Genomic DNA, 18671 nt, shown 5'->3' with positions numbered 1-18671 from the left:
GGCGCCGTCCGGCCGCGTCAGACGTCGACGACCCGCCAGTACTGCCGTTCGCCCTCGTCCCGTACGACCACGCCGAGCCGCCACAGCTCCCCGCGCAGTTCCCGCGCGTCGGCCGCGCCGCCCCCGCCCTCGCGGACCCGGGCGCGGGCGCGCAGCAGGGCGTCGGCGCCCGGCGGCAGCCCCGGCGTGCCGGGGACCCAGCGGCGGAAGTCCGCGTGGTAGGGGTCCTGCTCCGCCCAGGTCCAGCCGTGCGTGCCGAGGGTGTCGGCGAGGCGGCGCCAGGGCAGGCCGCACTGCTCGCGGGCCAGTTCCCGCCCGTCCGGGGCCAGTGCGACGAGTTGCTTGCCGTCCCGGCAGAGGACGCCGACGTCCTCGCGGGCGAACTCCTGGGTGCTGTCCCTGATCATGAGGGCCAGGTGGGTGCCGGTGACGCGGACCGACAGGGACTCGTGGACCGCCGTGAGACCGAGCAGCAGACCGCCCAGCGCGCCCACCGCGACCGTGCCGAGGGTGAGGGCGGGTTCCGGGACACTGGTCAGCAGTTCGGCCGGGCCGTCCAACGGGGCCCACGGCAGGGACAGCAGCAGGCGGGCGAGGAGGGGCAGCAGCCCGCCGGCCACGGCCCCGCAGACGACGCAGAACAGCACGATCGCCCACGCCGATTCGCTGAGTTGCGCGGTTTCCTCCGCCCGCGGCACGGGGTCCTTGCGCAGCGGTACGTTCCCGGTTTCCTCCATGGCAGCGAGTCTGCTCGGGCGCTCGCGGCCCCGTCATCAGCCGTTGGTCTAGCGGTCCGCGACTTTGGTCGCCGCCCGGCCGGCTCACGGGTGCAGGCGCGCTCCCTTCACCACCTTGTCCACCGCGTTCCGCGGGCCGTGGACGGCGAGCCCCACCAGGTCCAGCTCCGCCGTCGGCACCGCGCGTACGGCCGCCCGGTTGTCGCGGTCGTTGCCCGTCGCGAACAGGTCGGACGTGAAGACCGAGCGCGGCAGGGCGCGCGACAGGGCCCGGGCGTGGGCCGCGGAGAGGGTCTCCTTCGCGGCCTCGAAGACCAGGACCGGCTGGCGGAACATCGGCAGGTACGGCACGCCGTCCGCGTCCTCGTACGGCTCGCCGATCACCTCGGGGATCTGGGTTCCCAGGCCGCTGACCAGGAACGACGTGACGTTGAGGCGCTGCCAGGGCTCCAGGTCGGCGCGCAGCAGGACGGCGATCTTCGTGTCGAAGCGAATGGGTTCCGGCCCCGGGGGTTCGGTGGTGGTGTTCATGATCCGAGCGTGCCCGGCGGCCCCGGGCCGGGTCTTGTACGTTCTTTGCATGGCCTCACCGCCCGCCCGTACGGCCCCGGACCGACAGCGGATCGTCTCCGCCTGGCGGCCGGCCGTCCCGGGTGTCGTCGAGGTGTTCCACGCCCGGTTCACCGAGTACGCGTATCCGATGCACGTCCACGACGCCTGGACCCTGCTGATCGTCGACACCGGCGCCGTACGGTACGACCTGGACCGGCACGAGCACGGCACCCCGCACGACACCGTGTCGCTGCTGCCGCCGCACGTGCCCCACAACGGCTCGCCCGTCACCGAGGAGGGCTTCCGCAAGCGGGTGCTGTACCTGGACACGACGTATCTCGGCGACGAGTTCATCGGGGCCGCCGTCGACCGGCCCGATCTGCGCGATCCACTGCTGCGGCGGCGCGTCGGCCAGGTGCACGGCGCGCTGGCCAGGCCCGGTGAGGAGCTGGAGGCCGAGAGCAGGCTGACGTTCGTCGGGGAGCGGCTGCGCGACCATCTGCGCGGGGAGGCCGGCGCGGCCCGGCCGGCCGATCCGGTGCTCGCGCGGCGGCTGCGCGAACTGCTGGACGAGCGGGTCGTCGAGGGCGTCGGACTGCGGGAGGCGGCCGGCCTGCTGGGAGCCCACCCCGCCCACCTGGTACGGGCCTTCAGCACGGCCTACGGCATCGCCCCGCACCAGTACCTGACGTCCCTGCGCGTGGGCCGCGCCCGGCGGCTGCTGCTCGAAGGGCGCTCACCGGGCGAGGTCGCGGTGGCGACCGGGTTCTACGACCAGTCCCATCTCACCCGGCACTTCCGGAAGCTGGTGGGCGTGCCGCCCGGGAGCTACCGGGCGGCGCGTTAGGGCCGCTCGGGGCGCTGGGTCAGGTGGGCGAAGGCGTCGAGATTGCGCGTGGACTCGCCCCGGGACACCCGCCACTCGTACTCCTTGCGGATCGCCGAGGCGAAGCCGAGTTCCAGCAGGGTGTTGAAGCTGCCGTCGGAGGCCTCGAGGACCTGGCCGAGCAGGCGGTCGATCTCGTCGGCGGTGACGGCGGACAGGGCGAGGCGGCCGGTGACGTAGACGTCACCGTGCTGGTCGACGGCGTAACTGACGCCGTACAGCTTGAGGTTGCGCTCCAGGAGCCAGCGGTGGACGCCCTGCTCGTTCTCGTCGGGGTGGCGGATGACGAAGGCGTTCAGCGACAGGGAGTGCCGGCCGACGATCAGGGAGACCGTCGTCTTCAGCTTGCGGGTGCCGGGCAGTTGCGCCACGTACGTGCCGGGCTGCGGGCTCTCCCACTCCAGGCCGGCGTCCTTGAGCACTCCCTCGACGACCTGGGCCGCGCGCTGTTCGAGATCGGTTTCACCCATGCAGCGAGCGTACGCGACGGCGGTGCGCCTGCAGCGCGGCCGTGTAGACGTCCGCGGTGGCGGTGGCCGCGGTGTCCCAGCCGAAGGACTGGGCGTGGCGGGCGGCCTGGTCGCCGAGCCGGGGCGTGAGGTGCGGGTCGTCGGCGAAGGCGGCCAGCACGCGCGCGTAGTCGGCCGGATCGTGGCCGCGGACGAGGAAACCGGTGTGGCCGTCCCGGACCGCGACCGGCAGGCCGCCGACCGCGGCCGCGAGGACGGGCGTGCCGGCCGCCTGGGCCTCTATGGCGACCAGGCCGAAGGACTCGCTGTAGGAGGGCATGACCAGCACGGAGGCGGCGCGGAACCAGTCGGCGAGCTGTTCCTGGCCGACCGGCGGGCGGAACCGTACGACGTCCGCGATGCCGAGGCGGGCGGCGAGCTTCTGCAGGCCCTCGGGCTTGGCGAGGCCGCTGCCGCTGGGGCCGCCGACGACGGGCACGAGGATGCGCGAGCGCAGCTCGGGGCGCTCGTCGAGGAGGACGGCGACGGCCCGCAGCAGCACGTCGGGGGCTTTCAGGGGCTGGATGCGGCCCGCGAAGAGCGGGATGAGGGCGTCCTGGGGCAGGCCGAGGCGGGCCCGGGCGGCGGCGCGGCCGTCGGCGGGCGAGAAGCGGCGTAGGTTCACGCCGGGGTGGACCACGGCGACCTTGCCGGGGTCGGCCGCGTAGTGCCGGACGAGTTCGTCGGCCTCTTCGGTGGTGTTGGCGATGAGGCGGTCGGCGGCGTCGACGATCTGGGTCTCGCCGATGACGCGGGCGGCGGGCTCGGGGGTGTCGCCGTCGGCCAGGTTGGCGTTCTTGACCTTGGCCATGGTGTGCATGGCGTGCACCAGGGGCACGCCCCAGCGCTGGGCGGCGAGCCAGCCGACGTGGCCGGAGAGCCAGTAGTGGGAGTGGACCAGGTCGTAGTGGCCGGGGCGGTGGCCCGCCCAGGCCTGCATCACGCCGTGCGTGAAGGCGCACAGCTGGGCGGGGAGGTCCTCCTTGTTGAGGCCCTCGTAGGGGCCGGCGTCGACGTGCCGGACGAGCACGCCGGGGGCCAGTTCGACGGTGGGCGGGAGGGCGGCGGCGGTCGCGCGCGTGAAGATCTCCACCTCGATGTTGATCGCGGCGAGGCGCTGCGCGAGTTCCACGATGTAGACGTTCATGCCGCCGGCGTCGCCGGTGCCGGGCTGGTGGAGCGGGGAGGTGTGCACGGAGAGCATGGCGACCCGGCGGGGCCTGCGGTGCAGCCGCAGACGCGCGGGCGAGGACGCCGAGCGCCGCCCGAGCCTGCCGATGTACTGGCTCACGTGGCGTTCCTCCTCGCTCCGGGGCATGCCTGTCGCAGGGCACACGTGCCCTCCGACGTGGTCCAACACCGGAGGAACACGCTCCATTTCCCGGTTCGAGAGTTTTACCGAATCATTACCGCTGGTCGCTCAACCGTTCGACCTCTGCTCCGCACGGCCTCCCGAGGGCTCTCCCGGTCCCCCGGGGTCCGTGGCGCCGCATACCCTCGTAGCCATGACAGCCCGCGCAGCCACCCGCCCCCTGGGAACGGTGACGCGCGGGACCACCAACCCGAACCGGCTGCGCCGCATGGACCGCTGGATCGCGGCCACGCACGGCGCCGAACTGCGCCGCGCCGCCGACCCCGTGGCGGTGGACCTCGGGTACGGCGCCGCCCCCTGGACGGCCGTGGAACTGCTGCAGCGGCTCCGCGCGGTGGCACCACGCGCGCGTGTCGTCGGCATCGAGATCGAACCGGCCCGGGTCGCGGCGGCCCGGCCCTACGAGCGGGCGGGGCTGGTCTTCCGGCACGGCGGGTTCGAGCTGCCCGTCCCGCAGCGCCCCCTGCTCGTCCGCGCGGCGAACGTGCTGCGGCAGTACGAGGAGCACGAGGTGGCGGCCGTGTGGGAGCGGCTGTGCGGGCGGCTCGCCCCGGCCGATCCCGCGACCGGCTCGCGCGGCGGGCTGCTGGTGGAGGGGACCTGCGACGAGATCGGACGCCGGCACGTGTGGGTCGCGCTCGGCCCGGAGGGCCCCCGCACGGTCACCTTCGCCACCCGGCTCGGCTCCCTGGAGCGCCCTTCCGACTTGGCCGAGCGCCTGCCGAAGGCGCTCATCCACCGCAACGTCCCGGGCGAACCCGTGCACGCCTTCCTGCGCGATTTCGACCGCGCCTGGGCCGCCGCCGCGCCCTACGCCTCCTACGGCGCCCGCCAGCGCTGGATCCGGGCGGTGCGCGATCTGACCGCCGACTGGCCGGTCGTGGACGGACCGGCACGGTGGCGCCAGGGCGAAGTGACGGTCCGATGGGGGGCGTTGGCGCCGCGCGGGTGAGGACCGCCGCGGCGGGCCCGGGCGTTCGGACGTGCGGATGCCCACGGAAGGCCCGAGGCGGCCGGGACGGCCGGGGCGGCCCGGGCGGCCGGAGTCAGGGCCTTCGGGCGGTGCGGCCCGGACGCGATGGAACGATCTCCGTGAGTCGTTCGTCACACACGGGGGGAGAACGTGGGACGGGGGCATGCCGGGAGGGGAGTGGCGGGAAGTACTCCCCCTGTCGCTTTGCCCGCCGACATGGCAGCATCCCCAGGCGAGCCGCATGTTACTGACGGTTAATAAGTGGGGGGACGACCTATGGGAACGGGCAAGCGTGGCCTGATCGCGACGGCCGTGGCCGTGGTCTGCGCGGTCACGGTCCTGGCAGCGCCGGGCACCGCGTTCGCGAGCCCCCACCCCGACCCCGAGCCCACCCCCACCGCGAGCGCGGCCCGCACACCCCACCCGGACCTGGAGGCCGTCCGCGAGAAGCTCGACAAGCTCTACCGCGCCGCCGCCCGCGCCACCGACGAGTACAACGCCGCCGAGGAGAAGGCCGACAAGCAGTCCGCCGAGATCGTCAGGCTGGCCAAGAAGATCGTCAAGGGCAAGGAGCGGCTGGAGCGGCTCAAGGACCGCGCGGGTGCCGCGGCCGCCGCCCAGTACCGCGGCGGCGGACTCCCGCCCGAGGCCCGGCTGATGCTCAGCGACGACCCGCGGGAGTTCCTCGACGGCACGGGCCGCGTCCGCCAGGGCCACCACGCGACCAGGGGCCTAATCGGCGAACTGACGCGCGCCCAGGAGGACTTGGAGCAGTACGCCGAGGACGCCTCCGCGCAGTGGAAGAAGCTGGAGGCGGGCCGCAAGGCCAAGGCCGCCGCGCAGAAGAAGATCGAGAAGCAGATCGCGCAGGCCGAGAAGCTGGAGTCCGAGCTGCGCGAGGAGGAGCACAAGCGCCTCGCCGAGCTGGAGAAGGAGGCCGCGGACCGGGCCCAGACCGCCTGGCTGGACTCCGGCGTCCTCGCCGGGATCGACGCCGCGGCCTCCGAGCAGGGCAGGAAGGCCGTCCAGTACGCCACGGCCCAGCTCGGCAAGCCGTACCAGTGGGGCGCCGAGGGTCCCGAGAGCTACGACTGCTCGGGGCTGACGTCCCAGGCCTGGGCAGCCGCCGGACGCGGCATACCGCGCACGTCGCAGGAGCAGTGGCGGCAACTGCGGCGCGTCGACGTGCGGGAGATGCGGCCCGGCGACCTCATCATCTACTTCGGCGACGCCAGCCATGTCGCGATGTACATCGGCGACGGGGCGATGGTGCACGCCCCGCGGCCCGGCCGGACGATCACCGTCGCCGGGGCGGGATCCATGCCGATCCTCGGAGTGGTGCGCCCGGACGCCGGCTGAACGGCCCCGGAGTCCCGAACACCGGCTGAGCCGCCCCCCGGACGCCGGCTGAACCTCCCCCGGACGCCGGCTGAACCTCCCCCGGACGCCTGCCGAACCGCCCCCGACCACCGGCTGAGCCGCCCTCCCGGCACCGGATACCGGACAGCCCGCACCCGCGGTGACCCGGGCCACGTGACCCACCCCACGCCGAACCCCCGCCCAGGCACCGCGCCGACGTGACGTTCGTCATCCCCGCGGCATCCCGCACCCGTCCAACTGCGGGGCATATCGCGGCATATGACACTGGCCGATGGCACGGCGGCGTGGCTCACACCATTCCACTGCGGCGCCGACACCCGCTATGGTCCCGGTCGGTGGGTCGAGGTCCCTCGCCCCCGCCATGCCCTCGGGGGGAGGGAAGGAACCCAAGACAATGCCCGTACCCATACCGCGGCAGAGAGCGATCCCGGCCGCGGAGAGTGGTCAGGCGCAGGCCGCGTCCGCGTACGACGGCCCCGCCGGGGACTCCGTGACGGACGCCTCGGCGCAGGCCCCGCGCACCCCGGACACCGCCGGAAACACCACGGACAAGGCGGACCACCACACCACCCACACCAACCTGACGCTGCTGCTGATCGAGGACGACCCGGCGGGTTCGCCGATCGTGCCCGACATGCTCGACCAGGCGGGCAAGCCGATCCGCGTCCGCACGGCCCGCAACCTCACGGAGGCCGAGCGGCTGCTGACCGACGACGTCCACTGCATCCTGCTGGACCTCGCGCTGTCCGCGCCCGGCCGCGGCGACTCCGACGACGAGCTCGCCGTGCTCAAGCACGTGCTGGAACTCGCCCCCCGGCACGCCGTGCTGGCGCTGACCGCGTCGGGCGACGCCGAGCGCGGCGCCGAGGCGGTGCGCGTGGGCGCCCAGGACTACCTCTTCCGCGACGAGCTGGACGGCCGGCTGCTGAGCCGCGCGATCCGCTACGCGGTGGAGCGCAAGCGCTCCGAGTCGGCCGAGCGCCGGCTCGCCGAGGGCAAGCTGCGCGCGCAGGAGAACCGCCGCCTGGAGCGCGGCCTGCTGCCCACCCCCCTGCTGGAGGGCTCGTCGCTGCGGTTCGCCGCCCGCTACCGCCCGGGCCGCTCGCGCGCCCTGCTCGGCGGTGACTTCTACGACGTCGTCCGCACCCCGGACGGCACGGTGCACGCCATGATCGGTGACGTCTGCGGCCACGGCCCGGACGAGGCGGCCCTGGGCGTGGAGCTGCGGATCGCGTGGCGCGCGCTGACGCTGGCGGGCCTGTGCGGCGACCAGCTGCTGGGCACGCTCCAGCAGGTGCTGGAGCACGAGCGGGCCGACGACGAGATCTTCGCGACCCTGTGCACGGTGGACATCGCGCCGGACGGCCGCCGCGCCGGACTGTGCCTGGCGGGCCACCCCTCGCCGCTGCTGGCCAGCCCCGGCCGGCCGGCCCGGCTGCTGCCCTACGACAACAACGGCCCGGCCCTCGGGCTGCTGCCGGGGGCCCGCTGGCCGCGGATGCAGGTGGAGCTGGGCGCCGAGTGGAGCCTGATGCTCTACACCGACGGTCTGATCGAGGGCCGCGTCGGCGAGGGCCGGGAGCGGCTCGGCCAGGAGGGCATGACCGAGATGGTCCGTCGCCAGTTCGCCGAGGGACTGCGCGGCGAGGAGCTGCTGCGCGCGGCGGTGAACGAGGTCCGCGACCTCAACGGCGGCGAGCTGACGGACGACGTGGCGGTACTGCTGCTGGACCGGGTGCCGTAGCCAGGAGCCGGCCCGGGCCCCGGAGCGGCCTCAGCGGCCGCCGTTGTACGGGCCGTACGGGCCGTCGCTGCTGGAGCCCCGGTTGCTGCGGCCGCCGCCCGGGAGCGCCCGGATCGCCGGCCGTACGTCGACCATGTACACGATCGTCGCGATGAGGCCGATGATCGGCAGGAACGACAGGATCGGGAAGAGCAGGTTCACCACGAAGGCGATCCCGAGGATGATCAGCCAGAACGGCTTGGTCTTCTTGTCGGCCGCGCGGTAGGCGTCCTCCCGGCGCACGGCGGCGTCCAGCACGGCGAAGCCGCTGAACACGATCAGGGCCATGCTCAGAAGCCACATAAACCCTGCGAAGCCCTGCATCAGCACAACGTCCACCACCCGACTCGGCTCGTCCCTACGCGGTCACCGTACCCGTACAACGGGCCGGGCACCCCCGGGGTGCCCGGCCCGCACCGGCCGCCGGTTACTTCGCCGGAGGCGTGGTCTTCTTGGCCGTGGTGGTCTTGCGCGCCGGGGTCTTCCTGGCGGCAGGGGCCTTCTTCGCCGCCGCGGCGGCCTTGGCCTCGGAGGCGATGACCTGGGCGGGCTTCACCGGCTCCTTCTTGACCTCGACCGGCTCGGACTTCGGCTCGACCGCGATGGCCAGCTCCTCGACGCTCTCGGCGACGTCCTCGATGCCGTCGGCGGCCTCGCCGCGCCAGGTGCGCACGGCCTGCTGGCCGTGCTCGGCGACCTTCTCGTAGGTCTCACGGGCCTTGACGGCGTACTCGGCGGCCACGCCGACGCCGCGCAGCGCGAGGTCCTGGGCGCTCTCGCCGACCTTCTTCAGGTCGGCGTCGATCGTGCTGCCGATCTTCTTGACGTCGAAGGAGCCGAGGAACTCGGTGACCTTGTTCTGCAGGGTCTCCTGCGTCTCCTTGACGCGGGCGGAGGCCTCCTTGGCCCGGGCGGAGGCCTTCTCCTGCACGGCCTTGGGGTCGGTGTTGCGCACGGCGTCGAACCGGGCCGGCGCCTCCGACCGCAGCTGCTCGACCAGGGCCGGCACCTTCTTGGCCTGCTGAAGGGCGAGGTCGGCGGTGCCCGCCGCGAAGTAGAGCGGGGTCGGGTCGCTGAAGGTCTTGCGCAGGTCGTCGGTGATGGCCATGGTGATGGTCCTCCCGGATTTCTGTCTGAGGGTTCGGCTGAGGGTTGGTGTGATCTGCGGCGGCGGCCGGTGCCCTGGTCCGGCTAGCCGGCCGTCTGCCGCGGATCGGTGTCGCTTCCGCCGGTGTCGTTTCCGCCGGTGGCCTTGCGGGGGCGGCGGGCCGGAGCGGTGCCGTTCGCACCGGTGCGGGCTGTGGTGGCGGACGGACCGTCGTTCCTGTCCTTGCCGTCGCCGCCGTGGCCGTTGCTGTCGCTGTCGCCGTCGCCGTCGACGAGAAACCCGGTGGGCCGGTCGCCGTCGGCCGTGCGGGGCACGCGTATCCCGGTGCCGGGGCCCGGGGCGTCACCGCCCCCGTCCGCCGCGCCGTCCTCGGCGACCGCGCCGTCGCCGCTCCCGAACCCGTTCTCCTTGCGGAACGACTCGTAGATCTGCAGCAGCACCTGCTTCTGCCGCTCGTGCAGGGTGGGATCGGCGAGGATGACCGCGCGGGTCTCCACCTCGTCCCGGTCCCGCTCGGCGTCGAGGATCCCGGCACGGACGTACAGCGTCTCGGCGGAGATCCGCAGGGCCTTGGCGACCTGCTGCAGCACGTCCGCGCTCGGCTTGCGCAGCCCGCGCTCGATCTGGCTCAGGTACGGATTGGACACCCCGGCGGCGTCGGCGAGCTGCCGCAGCGACAGCTGCGCGTTGCGCCGCTGCTCGCGCAGGTAGTCACCGAGATTGCCGACGTTGAGCGATGCCATGACTCCACAGTGCAGCACTGCGCTAACTATTGCAAGCACCCGCTTGCAATAGTGCGCCACACCACCCACCCGACCGCTCCGGGCGCCGTCGGGGCCGATACCCCGACGATGTGGAAGGAATGCCCGGCCGGATCAGTGAGGACCCGCCATCTGCCCTCGCCCGGCTGGCCCCGGCCTCGTCGAGGCCCGGGACACGGGAAGCCGGGGGCCCGTCCGCACCCTCCGGAGCGGCGAAGCCGGCGTTCGCCCCGGGTGCCGCCGCAGGCGCGTGGCCTCCTGGTAGAACGCCGCCAGAGGGAGCGGATCCGGACAGTCGCGGGTGATGGCGCTCGGCTTCATGCGCAGGGCCACGCGGCCTCCCGCCGGTCGTCGGGACATCCCGGGGGCGCACACGTCAACCGCCGGTCCGGCCCGCCAGGAACGTGGCCGACCGCCTCTTCGAGCCGCCCTCCGGTTCCTGCACCAGGCGGGTCGTGATCACCAGTCCGGCCTCCTCCAGGAGTTCGGCGATGCGGTCCGGCGGGAGCAGGTACGACGCGTAGGACACCGGGTGGTCACCGTAGGCGCGGGTCGGGTTCAGCTGCTCGCCCTCACCCACGTGGCCGGCCAGCATCAGTACACCGCCGGGTGCCAGGACACGGCGGAACTCGGCGAAGACGGCGGGCAGGTGCCCGGGCGGGGTGTGGTGGGTGGCGTAGTAGGCGAGGATGCCGCCGAGTTCGCCGTCCGCGAGGTCCAACGCCGTCATGGAGCCGGTGGTGAAACGGAGTTCCGGGTGGGCCGCCCGGGCCAGTTCGACCATCCTCGGCGACAGGTCCACCCCGAACGCCCGCACCCCGAGGGCGGCCAGGTGCGCGGTGACCTTGCCCGGGCCGCAGCCCAGGTCGGCGACCGGTCCCAGAGGGCGTGCCAGTTCGGCGAACGCGGCCAGCATGGCGCGGGACACGGGGTCCAGTGCGGCCGGCTCGGGGACCCGCCGGGCGTATGCGGCGGCGACGGTGTCGTAGGACTCCCGGACCGCGGAGAGGTAGGTGGGCTCGGTCATGCCCGGACGCTAGCCGCCGCCACCGGCACTCCGGTCGTACGCCCGCGTCGGTATCCCGGGTTACTCCCGCCGTAAGACGCCCTCGGGGCCGCCGCCCGGCAGCGTGGTCCGGGTGAACACCACCACCTCGAAACCGAAGCTCGGCCGGTCCGCGCGCCGGGCCGTGCTCGTCGTGCACGTCACCGCCTCCGCGAGCTGGCTCGGGCTCACGCTCGGGCTGCTCGCGCTCGGCACCACCGCCGCCACGACCGGCTCCGCCGCGACCGTGGAGGCCAGTGTGCGGGCCATGCTGCTCTTCGCCGACTGGCTGCTGCTGCCCGTCGCGCTCCTCACCCTGCTCAGCGGCCTGGTGCTGGCGCTGGGCACCCCGTGGGGGCTGGCCCGGCACCGGTGGGTCGTCACGAAGTTCTGGCTGACCCTCGCGACGACCGCCGCCACGGCGTTCGCCCTGCGCCCCGGCGTGCGCGCCGCCGTCACCGCCGTCGCCGCGGGCGGGCCGCTGCCCGACGCCGGGGACGTGCTGTTCGGGCCGGTCGTCTCGCTGTCCGCCTACGTCTTCATGACCGCGATCTCCGTGCTGAAGCCATGGGGACCCACCCGCCGGGGAAGGAGGCTGCGAGCGCGCACGCGCGGAGCCTCGACGGCAGCCTAAGGGAGGCGAGATTTGCCTAAAAGTTTTAGGCAGGTGCACAATTCCTTTCGGCAGGAGGGAGCGCCGTTATGGCACGCGCAGGACTGACCCCGGAGCGGCTGACCCGGGCCGGTGCGGAACTCGCGGACGAGGTCGGGTTCGACCGGGTCACCGTCTCGGCGCTGGCCCGGCGGTTCGACGTCAAGGTCGCCAGCCTGTACTCGCACGTCAGGAACTCCCAGGACCTGAAGACCCGGATCGCCCTGCTCGCGCTCACGGAACTGGCCGACCGCGCCGCCGAGGCCCTGGCCGGACGGTCCGGCAAGGACGCGCTGGCCGCCCTCGCGAACGTCTACCGCGACTACGCCCGGGAGCACCCGGGCCGCTACGCGGCCGCCCAGCTGCGGCTCGACCCGCAGACGGCCGCCGCGAGCGCCGGCGTCCGGCACGCGCAGATGACCCGGGCCCTGCTGCGCGGCTACGACCTGACGGAACCCGACCAGACCCACGCCGTCCGGCTGCTGGGCAGCGTCTTCCACGGCTACGTCAGCCTGGAGCTGGGCGGCGGGTTCAGCCACAGCGCCCCCGACACCGACGTCACCTGGGCCCGGATCCTCGACGCCCTCGACACGCTGCTGCGCAACTGGCCCGCGCCGGGCGAACCCCCTACGGACCCCCGAGGCTGACACCATGCACACCGAGCCCGACTGGATCACCACGCCCCTCACCGCGGACCTGCTGCGCGGCGCGCTCGACGTGGAGCGCACCGAGCACGGACTGCTCCCGCACCGCCTCCCGGCCCGGGCCCGCGCCCAGAACACCGACCCGCAACTGGCCATGGCCGAGGCCCAGCCCTCCGGCGTACGGCTGGTCTTCCGCACCGCCGCGACCGCCGTCGAGCTGGACGTCCTGCGCACCAAGCGCGACTACAGCGGCTTCCCGCCCCGCCCGGACGGCCTGTACGACCTGCGCGTCGACGGCCGCCCGGCCGGGCAGGCCCCGGGCAACGGCGGCAAGGTCCTCACCATCGACCTGGCCACGTGGAACGGCACGGTGACCGAGGGCCCGGTCGGCACCGTCCGCTTCACGGAGCTGCCCGCGCGCGAGAAGGACGTCGAGATCTGGCTCCCGCACAACGAGACCACCGAGCTGGTCGCGCTGCGCACCGACGCGCCCGTGGAACCCGCACCGGACCGGGGCCGCCGGGTCTGGCTGCACCACGGCAGCTCCATCAGCCACGGCACCGACGCCGCCAGCCCGACGGGCGTGTGGCCCGCCGTCGCCGCGCTGCTCGGCGGGGTGGAGCTGATCAACCTGGGGCTGGGCGGCAGCGCGATGCTCGACCCGTTCACCGCCCGGGCCCTGCGCGACACCCCGGCCGACCTGATCAGCGTCAAGATGGGCATCAACATCGTCAACCAGGACGTGATGCGGCTGCGCGCCTTCGGGCCGGCCCTGCACGGCTTCCTCGACACGATCCGCGAGGGGCACCCCGACACCCCGCTGCTGCTCGTCTCCCCCATCCACTGCGCCATCCACGAGGACACGCCCGGGCCCACGGCCCCGGACCTGAGCGCGGTCGAGGAGGGCCGGCTGCTGTTCGCCGCCATGGGCGACCCGGCGGAGGTGCCCACCGGCAAGCTCACCCTCGGCGTCGTCCGCGAGGAGATGGCCCGCATCGTGCGCCACCGCGCCGCGGAGGACCCGCACCTGTACTACCTCGACGGACTCGACCTCTACGGCGAGGCCGACGCGGCCGAACTCCCGCTGCCGGACCGGGTCCACCCCGACGCCGCCACCCACCGCCGCATCGGCGAGCGCTTCGCGGACCACGTCTTCGGCGGGAAGGGTCCCTTCGCGGACGCCTCCCGGCCGTCCCACTGAGGCCGGGCGGGAGCCGCCCGGCCACGGAGCGGCACCCGCCACAACCCCGGCCGGCCGCCGCTCAGAAGGGCAGGGGCCTGCCGTACACCACGTCCAGCCGTGTGACCGCCCGCGTCAGCACCACGTACAGCCGGTGCAGTCCCCGTTCCTCGGCCTCGGCGACGGCCGCCGGCTCGACGGCCACGACATGGTCGTACTCCAGGCCCTTGACCAGGCTCGCGGGCACCAGCGAGACCCGCGCGCCGAGGTCCTCCGGGCCCGCCGTCGCGACCCCGGCCGCGTCCAGCGCGGACCGCACCCGGGCCACGTCCGCGTCCGCCGCGACGACCCCGACCGAGCCCTCCCGCGCCAGCGCGTCCCGTACGGCGTCCACGACCGTCGCGGGCACCTTTTCAGGGGTCGTCTCCCGCAGGCGCAACTCCCCGTCCCCGCGCAGCGAACGGGCCGCGGGCACCGCCACGTCCAGCCGCTCCAGCAGCCGGTTGGCGAGGTCGACCACGGCCCGCGGCACCCGGAAGCCCGTGGTGAGCGCGACCACGGCCGCGTCCGGCTTGCCCAGGTGGGCGAGGGTCTCGGGCCACGAGCGCGCCGCCCACGGCGTCGTCCCCTGCGCCAGGTCGCCCAGCACCGTCAGCGAACCGAACGGGACCCGGCGGGCGATGGCCCGGCACTCCATCGGCGACAGATCCTGCGCCTCGTCCACGACGACGTGCCCGTACCCCTCCGGGTGCTCGATCAGCCCGGCCACCTCGTCGAGCAGCACCAGATCGGCGGCCGACCAGCGGGCCGACTTCCACGACCGGGGCGGCCTGTCCCACAGCAGCGCCCGCTGCTCCGCCGCGTCGAGCAGCCCGTCGGCGGCCGCCGCCAACGCCGCCGGGTCACCGAGCAGTTCGGCCACGACCTCCTCGGGCCGCACCCGGGGCCAGACGGCGTCGAGGTACGCGGACACCGGCCGCGCCCGCTCGACGCGGCGCACCCAGGCCGCGGGCGGCGGCCCGGCCCGCCGCTCGGCCTGCTCGCGCAGACTCCGCACGATCCGCGCCCGCACCCGCTCCCGCCCGACCCCGTACGGCGGTTCCTCCTGCCGCACCCCCGTCACGATCCGCTCCAGTTCCGCCTCCGGCACCCGCCACCGGTACGACCCGTCCGGCACGGCGAGCGAGCCGGCCCCGGCGGTGCGCACGCGCGCGTACAGCGCCCGCCGCAGCACCCGGGCCATCCGGGCGTCGTGCTTGACCACGGCGGCGGACTCGCCGTCGACGGCGCCGACCGGCTGACGGGCGATCTCCTCGGTCAGCGTCGACTGCCGCACGCCCGTCTCGCCGAGGGCCGGCAGGACCTCCGCGATGTACGACAGGAAGGTGCGGTTGGGGCCGAGGATCAGCAGACCGCCGCGCCGGATGCGCTGCGGGTGGGTGTAGAGCAGATAGGCGGCCCGGTGCAGGCCGACAGCGGTCTTGCCGGTGCCGGGCGCGCCCTGCACGCACACCGACCGCGCCAGGTCACCGCGGACCAGGTCGTCCTGCTCGGGCTGGATGGTGGCGGCGATGTCCCGCATGGGCCCGACCCGGGGGCGCTCGATCTCCCGGGCGACGATCTCGCTCTCCCGGGACTCGCCCCGGTCGAGATGCTCGTCCTCCAGGCCGGTCAGGTCGGCGGAGTCCCCGCGGCTGCCGGGCGCCCAGCCGAACCTCCGCCGTACGGCGACGCCCTGCGGGTCCCGGGCGGAGGCCTGGTAGAAGGCGCGGGAGACGGGCGCGCGCCAGTCGACGACGAGGGGCGGTTCGGCCGGGTGCTCGGAGATCCGCAGCCGTCCGATGTGCAGTTCGCCCTGCTCCCCGCGCAGGGCGCCGAAGAACAGGGGTCCCGGCGGCAGTTCGCGCAGTTCCTTCGCCCGGCTGCGCAGCCGGTGGCCGAGGACCTCGGCGTCGGCACCGGACGCGGAGACGTCCTCGCCGACGACGACCTGTTCACCGGCGCCCTCGACCATCGCGGCGAGGGCGTCCCGGCAGCGCTCGTGGTGGGCGCGTGCGCGGTCGAGGACGTGCTGAAGGGCGGACTCGGTCGACGTCATGCCACGGAGCGTAGCGAAAAACGTGACTGAGTTAAATTTATTACCGAATCTCGCCCACTCCTCCGCCCGGTGCCAGCCCGGCCGCCAGCCGGCCGAAGGCCCGCTCCGCCGCCGCCACCGCGTCCGGCCGCACCTGTGCCACCCGCTCCCCGGCCGCGATCCGCCGCCAGTTCTCCAGCGCCAGGACCCGGATGACGGCCATGATCTGCCCGGCGGCGAGCCGCGCGTCCAGGTCGCCCCCGAGCACCTCGGCGAGCGCGGCCTCGGACCGCTCCTGGTGCGTGTGCGCCCGGGCGACCAGCGAGGGCGTCCCGTAGAGCAGGGCGTGGAAGGCCAGCACCTGGGGGTCGTCGTTGAGCCCGGTCACCGGATCGCACCGCTCCAGCCCGGCCAGGAAGTGCCGCCGCAGCGCCTGGACGGGCGGTTCCGCGGACTCCGCCACCACCCGCGCGGCCTCCCCCTCGTGGTCGGCGATCCGGTACAGCACCAGATCCTCCTTCGCCGGGAAGTACCGGAACAGCGTCGGCTTGGAGATCTCGGCCGCCGCCGCCACCTCCGCGACGGACACCGCGTCGAACCCCCGCTCCAGGAAGAGCCGGATGGCGATGTCCGACACGGTCTGGTACATCCGCCGCTTCTTGCGCTCACGCAGGCCGGGCTCGGTCATGGAGGGGAGCCTACGCAGTGCCCCGGCGGGCGGGTCCCTAGGCCAGGGACCGGACGAGGTAGGGGTCCGCCAGGGGGCGGGCCGGGAGGCCGAGGGAGGCGGTGGCGGCGGCGAGGGTCATGGCGTACGCGTCGACGGCCCGGCGGACGTTGGGCGCGTCCAGGCCGGAGCCGGTGACCAGCCGGTCCAGGTCGACGTAGGCGGAGCGGACGATCTCCACCCAGCGGTAGACCCGCCAGTCCTTGCGCCAGTCCCGGGTGTACTCGGGCGCCAGCGTGTGCTCCCACTGCCGGAGCATGCGCTCACGGATCTCCGGCCTGGTCGGGGTGAGGTGGATGTGCCGGACCAGGTCGTACAGCGGATCGCCGACCATCGCCATCTCCCAGTCGATGATGGTGAGGGCCAGGTGGTCGCGCTGGGAGTGGCGGACGAGGTTCCAGGGGTTGAGGTCGCCGTGCAGCAGGGCGTGCCGGCGCGGGGTGACGCGGTGCCGGGCGAGGATCTCGCTCAGCCGGTCGGCGTCCGGCAGCCCCAGCGCCTTCGCGGCCTGCCGTGACGGCCGGGGCAGGCCGCGCACCAGGGTGACCAGCTGCTGGCTGAGCCAGGTGTAGAAGTCCCACGGCCCGGTGAGCGGGTCGAGGCCCGCGTGGTCGACCCGGGTCAGCTGCCCGAGCTGGTAGACGAGCCCGTCGGCCTCGTGCGGCAGCAGGCCGTTCACCGGGTGGCTCGGGGGCCGGTCGCCGTGCGGGGGTCCGGCGTAGGTGTGGACGGCGAAGGCGTCCCCGCCGTGGCTGTGGCCCAGCGCGAGGACCCGGGGGGCCGTCACGTCCACCTCGGAACGGGCGATGGCACGCAGCACCGCGTGCTCGCTGAGGTGGCTCGGCTCCCGGCGGCGGAACGAGGCCATCCTGCGCCGCACCACGACGGGGACGTCGATGTGCGGCACGCGGACCACGGAGTTGAGGTGCGCGGTGCCCTTGAAGACCCGGCCCGCCGGGGCGGTGCCCTCCGCGAGCAGGGCGTCGCGCACCGCCGCGTACGGGAAGTCGGGCTGTTCCGGGACCCGCTTGTCGGGGGTCCAGGTGAGGGGCGGGACGGGACGGAAGCCGGTGGTCCGCCGGTGCCGGGAGTCCCGGCGGCGCAGCAGCAGCCGTTCGATCTCCGTCTCGCACGGCACCCTGGCGAGCCCGAGCGGCTCGGCGGCGCCCGCCAGCGCCCGGTGCACGCCGGCCGTGGCCTCCGCCAGGCTCCGCTCGTCGAGCCGGTCGTCGAGCGACCGGGCGGCCCGCATGACGTCCGCGTACAGCGACTGGGCCCGCTCGAAGGCGACGTAGTGGCGCAGGTCCCTGGTCAGGCCGTTGACCGCCGACGGCCGCACCTCCTCCATGGCCCCGGCCCAGGCGTCGCGCACCTCGTCCCACTGCGGGTCCGGGTAGCGCATCCGGACCAGGTGGGTGGCGAGTTCGTGCAGCGGGTCGCCGTAGGTGGCGAGCTCCCAGTCCACGGCCGCGACGGACCGGCGGTCCGCGGAGACGATGAGGTTGTCGCGGTGCAGGTCGGTGTGGAGCAGGGTGTACGGTCGGCGCGCCATGGCGGGGACCCGCTCGGCCAGTCGCGTCAGCGCGTCGGCGGGCACCCCCAGTGCCTCGAACAGGCCGCCGAACTCGGGCCAGTTGGGCTGGCGGATCTGCCGGTCCGCCAGCTGGGCCAGGGCGCGCAGGAACCCCCGGCTGCCCGTGTCGCCGCCGGGCCGTACGCCCGGCAGGGGCGGCAGGCTCTCCTTGCGGACCTGCGACGTGCGGGCGACCGTGTGCATGAGGGATGTGACGAGAGGGCGGGCGACGGGTGTGCCGTCGCGGTGGAGAGCGGACAGCGGGACGCCCTCCACATAGCTGTGGACCGCCGAACCGTTCCGTCTGGCGAGGCATTCGGGGGCCCGGGGCAGCACACCGCCGATGGCGCGGAGCACGTCCGGCTCCTTCCAGGTGCGGATCACCACGGGCAGCGCGTTCAGGGCCCTGACGCGCACTATCGCCGGGGTGCCCGCCGCGCGCCCCACGTACCGGGCCATGGGCTCGGTCAGGGGCAGGACGAAATTCCGGTTGTGACGGCCGTCGTACATGACGCCGTCCGTCTTCGCCCGCCGCACGAAGTCCCCGTAAGGATCGTGCGCGGGGAACCTCCGCGAAGGGGAGGGGGAAACCGCCAGCGGGGGCACCGGCTGCTCCTGGATCACTGTGCAAAGCTCTGGAAAGTGTTGCAGAGCCTAGCGCCGCCCCGATCTCCGCACGACTCGACCAGGATGATCGCTGGTCTCGATGAGG

General features: G+C 74.1%; 18 protein-coding genes. 7 read left to right on the top strand and 11 right to left on the bottom strand.

Going from position 1 to position 18671, the window contains the following annotated elements:
• Nucleotides 1–17: 17 nt before the first annotated feature.
• Nucleotides 18–737 carry a YqeB family protein gene (locus ACIGAN_RS16150; protein ID WP_399858042.1) on the bottom strand — a complete coding sequence of 240 codons (720 nt, stop codon included), beginning with the start codon at nt 735–737 and terminating at the stop codon, nt 18–20.
• Between the two features lie 84 nt (nt 738–821).
• Entirely contained in the window at nt 822–1268 is a 447-nt protein-coding gene (locus ACIGAN_RS16145; RefSeq protein ID WP_399858040.1) for a DUF2000 family protein, read from the bottom strand.
• A gap of 49 nt (nt 1269–1317) precedes the next feature.
• Between ACIGAN_RS16145 and ACIGAN_RS16140 the strand changes: the two genes are divergently transcribed.
• On the top strand, nt 1318–2136 hold the full coding sequence (locus ACIGAN_RS16140) for an AraC family transcriptional regulator (RefSeq protein ID WP_399858037.1): 819 nt from the start codon (nt 1318–1320) through the stop codon (nt 2134–2136).
• Here ACIGAN_RS16140 and ACIGAN_RS16135 read toward each other — a convergent pair.
• Together ACIGAN_RS16135 and mshA are read right to left on the bottom strand one after the other, a co-directional pair.
• On the bottom strand, nt 2133–2645 hold the full coding sequence (locus ACIGAN_RS16135; protein ID WP_365089951.1) for a YbjN domain-containing protein: 513 nt from the start codon (nt 2643–2645) through the stop codon (nt 2133–2135). The genes ACIGAN_RS16140 and ACIGAN_RS16135 overlap by 4 nt on opposite strands.
• Nucleotides 2638–3975 (bottom strand): D-inositol-3-phosphate glycosyltransferase, encoded by a 1338-nt coding sequence (gene mshA, locus ACIGAN_RS16130; RefSeq protein ID WP_399858033.1) that lies wholly within the window; start codon nt 3973–3975, stop codon nt 2638–2640. Before mshA ends, ACIGAN_RS16135 begins: the two co-directional genes overlap by 8 nt.
• 214 nt (nt 3976–4189) lie before the next feature.
• On the opposite strand from mshA, the gene ACIGAN_RS16125 reads away from it, so the two are divergent.
• The 3 genes from ACIGAN_RS16125 to ACIGAN_RS16115 all read left to right on the top strand — a co-directional run bounded on the left by ACIGAN_RS16125 (nt 4190) and on the right by ACIGAN_RS16115 (nt 8153).
• Complete coding sequence (locus ACIGAN_RS16125; RefSeq protein WP_399858030.1) at nt 4190–5008, top strand: class I SAM-dependent methyltransferase; 819 nt, start codon at nt 4190–4192, stop codon at nt 5006–5008.
• Between the two features lie 297 nt (nt 5009–5305).
• Nucleotides 5306–6388, top strand: a complete 1083-nt coding sequence (locus ACIGAN_RS16120) for a C40 family peptidase (RefSeq protein WP_399858028.1) — start codon at nt 5306–5308, stop codon at nt 6386–6388.
• Nucleotides 6389–6803: 415 nt separating this feature from the next.
• On the top strand, nt 6804–8153 hold the full coding sequence (locus tag ACIGAN_RS16115; RefSeq protein ID WP_399858027.1) for a PP2C family protein-serine/threonine phosphatase: 1350 nt from the start codon (nt 6804–6806) through the stop codon (nt 8151–8153).
• Nucleotides 8154–8183: 30 nt separating this feature from the next.
• Here ACIGAN_RS16115 and ACIGAN_RS16110 read toward each other — a convergent pair whose 3' ends face one another.
• The 4 genes from ACIGAN_RS16110 to ACIGAN_RS16095 form a co-directional block, all read right to left on the bottom strand.
• Nucleotides 8184–8516, bottom strand: a complete 333-nt coding sequence (locus ACIGAN_RS16110; protein ID WP_365089964.1) for a DUF2516 family protein — start codon at nt 8514–8516, stop codon at nt 8184–8186.
• 103 nt (nt 8517–8619) lie between these two features.
• On the bottom strand, nt 8620–9300 hold the full coding sequence (locus ACIGAN_RS16105; protein ID WP_399858025.1) for a hypothetical protein: 681 nt from the start codon (nt 9298–9300) through the stop codon (nt 8620–8622).
• 83 nt (nt 9301–9383) lie between these two features.
• Nucleotides 9384–10043 carry a helix-turn-helix domain-containing protein gene (locus ACIGAN_RS16100; protein WP_399858023.1) on the bottom strand — a complete coding sequence of 220 codons (660 nt, stop codon included), beginning with the start codon at nt 10041–10043 and terminating at the stop codon, nt 9384–9386.
• Between the two features lie 394 nt (nt 10044–10437).
• The gene (locus ACIGAN_RS16095; protein ID WP_399858020.1) at nt 10438–11088 is read right to left on the bottom strand and encodes a class I SAM-dependent methyltransferase; all 651 of its coding nucleotides are present in this window, start codon (nt 11086–11088) and stop codon (nt 10438–10440) included.
• A gap of 112 nt (nt 11089–11200) precedes the next feature.
• Here ACIGAN_RS16095 and ACIGAN_RS16090 point away from each other — a divergent pair, with 112 nt between their 5' ends.
• From ACIGAN_RS16090 to ACIGAN_RS16080, 3 genes are all read left to right on the top strand, one after another.
• The gene (locus tag ACIGAN_RS16090) at nt 11201–11740 is read left to right on the top strand and encodes a DUF2269 family protein (protein ID WP_399858018.1); all 540 of its coding nucleotides are present in this window, start codon (nt 11201–11203) and stop codon (nt 11738–11740) included.
• Between the two features lie 68 nt (nt 11741–11808).
• A complete protein-coding gene (locus ACIGAN_RS16085; RefSeq protein WP_399858016.1) occupies nt 11809–12405 on the top strand; it encodes a TetR/AcrR family transcriptional regulator in 597 nt (198 codons plus the stop codon).
• Nucleotides 12406–12409: 4 nt separating this feature from the next.
• Nucleotides 12410–13603: a GDSL-type esterase/lipase family protein gene (locus tag ACIGAN_RS16080; protein ID WP_399858014.1), complete on the top strand. Its 1194-nt coding sequence runs from the start codon at nt 12410–12412 to the stop codon at nt 13601–13603.
• Between the two features lie 61 nt (nt 13604–13664).
• Here the strand turns inward: ACIGAN_RS16080 and ACIGAN_RS16075 are convergent, their stop codons facing one another.
• Genes ACIGAN_RS16075 through ACIGAN_RS16065 form a run of 3 tightly spaced genes read right to left on the bottom strand, consistent with a single transcriptional unit; the run spans nt 13665 to nt 18469 of the window.
• Nucleotides 13665–15680, bottom strand: coding sequence for a HelD family protein (locus tag ACIGAN_RS16075; RefSeq protein ID WP_399858012.1), 2016 nt, complete (start codon nt 15678–15680; stop codon nt 13665–13667).
• Nucleotides 15681–15720: 40 nt separating this feature from the next.
• The gene (locus ACIGAN_RS16070) at nt 15721–16347 is read right to left on the bottom strand and encodes a TetR family transcriptional regulator (protein ID WP_399858009.1); all 627 of its coding nucleotides are present in this window, start codon (nt 16345–16347) and stop codon (nt 15721–15723) included.
• Nucleotides 16348–16384: 37 nt separating this feature from the next.
• Complete coding sequence (locus ACIGAN_RS16065; protein ID WP_399858007.1) at nt 16385–18469, bottom strand: phosphotransferase family protein; 2085 nt, start codon at nt 18467–18469, stop codon at nt 16385–16387.
• Nucleotides 18470–18671: the final 202 nt, after the last annotated feature.

Origin of the sequence: Streptomyces sp. NPDC085931, assembly GCF_044540565.1 — a bacterium.
GTDB lineage: Bacteria > Actinomycetota > Actinomycetes > Streptomycetales > Streptomycetaceae > Streptomyces.
Note: the sequence above shows the minus strand (reverse complement) of the source record. Positions and strands in the feature narration are given on the sequence as shown.